Origin of the sequence: Stenotrophomonas sp. PS02289 (assembly GCF_029960115.1) — a bacterium.
GTDB lineage: Bacteria > Pseudomonadota > Gammaproteobacteria > Xanthomonadales > Xanthomonadaceae > Stenotrophomonas.
Genome location: NZ_JASCOZ010000315.1, coordinates 1 through 1,955, shown reverse-complemented (window position 1 = coordinate 1,955; position 1,955 = coordinate 1). Strand labels below are relative to the sequence as shown.

Below are 1,955 nucleotides of genomic sequence, written 5' to 3'. Positions count from 1 at the left end.
GCCGGCGCTACCGGTGATGCGCCGTGTGTTGTGGGCCGCGCGACCGTGCCTTGGTAGCGCCGGCCGTTGGCCGGCCCAAGCGGTGCGTGCAGGTTATGATCCGTTGGATGATGGGGTGTGTCCCCCGTGCAGCGGAGAGAGCAATGAAACGAGTGGTACTGAGCGTGCTGGCCCTGTCGGTGTCCAGCGCGCTGATGGCGGCGACGCCCAAATTCGACGGCGCGCGGATCTCCGCGGACGTCAAGGAACTGGCCTCGGACGCCTACGAAGGCCGCTCCCCGGCCACCGCCGGTGAAGAAAAGACCATCGCCTTCCTCAGCAAGCAGTTTGCCGACGCCGGCCTGCAGCCGGGCGGTGACCTCAAGGACGGCAAGCGTCTGTGGACCCAGGCCGTGCCGCTGCGCAAGGGCGACATCGTCGGTACCCCCAGCCTCTCGCTGGCCAGCAAGGGCAAGGCGCAGGCGCTGACCCAGGGTCAGGAGATCGCGGTGCGCGCAGCCATGAACGGGGCCAGCGAAGTCGACATCAAGAATGCCCCGCTGGTGTTCCTCGGCTACGGCGTGAATGCGCCGGAGAAGCACTGGGACGACTTCAAGGGCGTGGACCTGAAGGGCAAGATTGCCGTGGTCCTGATCAACGACCCGGACTTTGAAACCGGCGAAGGTGCCTTCGACGGCAAGGGCATGACCTATTACGGTCGCTGGACCTACAAGTACGAAGAGGGTGCCCGCCAGGGCGCGCTCGGCGTGCTGATCGTGCACGAAACCGCGCCGGCCTCGTACGGCTGGGCCACGGTGGCTGGCAGCAACACCAACACCATGTTCGACGTGGTCCGCGACAACCCGGCCGAAGCACACCCGCTGCTGGAAGGCTGGATCCAGCGCGACCTGGCGGTGGAGCTGTTCAAGCGCGCCGGTCAGGATTTCGAAGCGCTGAAGAAGCAGGCACAGAAGCCGGACTTCAAGCCAGTCGAGCTGAAGGGTGAAACCCTCACCGCCAAGTACGCGGTGAAGACCGAGGTGATCACCTCGCACAACGTCGCCGCGCGTCTGGAAGGCAGCAAGCACCCCGATGAAACGGTGATCTACAGCGCGCACTGGGACCATATCGGCGTGGGCAAGCCGGACGCGAACGGTGACACCATCTTCAACGGCACGCTGGACAACGCCAGCGGCACCGCTTCGCTGGTGGAACTGGCGCGCGGCTTCGCCAAGGCCAAGCGTCCGGAACGCTCGGTGCTGTTCCTGGCGGTGACCGCCGAGGAAAAGGGCCTGCTGGGCTCGGAGTACTACGCCAGCCACCCCCTGTATCCGCTGGGCAAGACGGTGGCGGTGATCAACATGGATGGCATGGCTCCGTTCGGACCGTCGCGCGATTTCGGCATCTACGGTTCGGCCAAGCTGGAGCTGCTGGACCAGCTCAAGGACGTGGCCAAGGGCTGGGACATCCGCTACACCCCGGACCCGAAGCCGGAAGCCGGCCTGTTCTTCCGCTCCGACCACTTCCCGTTCGCCAAGCGCGGCGTGCCGGCGGTGTCGTACTCGGCGGGCCAGGACTGGGTGGACGGCGGCGTGGAGGCCGGCAAGAAGGCGTCCGACGATTACACCGCCAAGCGCTACCACCAGCAGGGTGACGAGTGGCAGCCGGACTGGACCTTCGCCGGTGCCGCGCGCGACCTGGAAGTGGTGTACACGCTGGGCAACCAGCTGGCCAATTCCCGCGCCTGGCCGAACTGGAGCGAGGATTCCCAGTTCCGCGCCCCGCGTGAAGCCAGCGCCGCCGAGCGCAAATGACGACCCGCCCCACCGGTGATCCGGTGGGGCGCTTACCGGAAACCGCGTAGAGCCACGCCCTGCGTGGCTTCGACCAACTGGACCTGACCGCGTAGAGCCACGCCCTGCGTGGCTTCGACCCAGCCGGATGGCCATGCACAGCCACGCAGGGCGTGGCTCTAC

Annotated in this window: 1 protein-coding gene; it reads left to right on the top strand. The window is 66.7% G+C overall.

Annotated features, from left to right (window positions below):
• Nucleotides 1-143: 143 nt before the first annotated feature.
• Entirely contained in the window at nt 144-1,793 is a 1,650-nt protein-coding gene (locus QMX83_RS21305) for a M28 family metallopeptidase (protein WP_282298619.1), read from the top strand.
• The last annotated feature ends 162 nt before the right edge of the window (nt 1,794-1,955 follow it).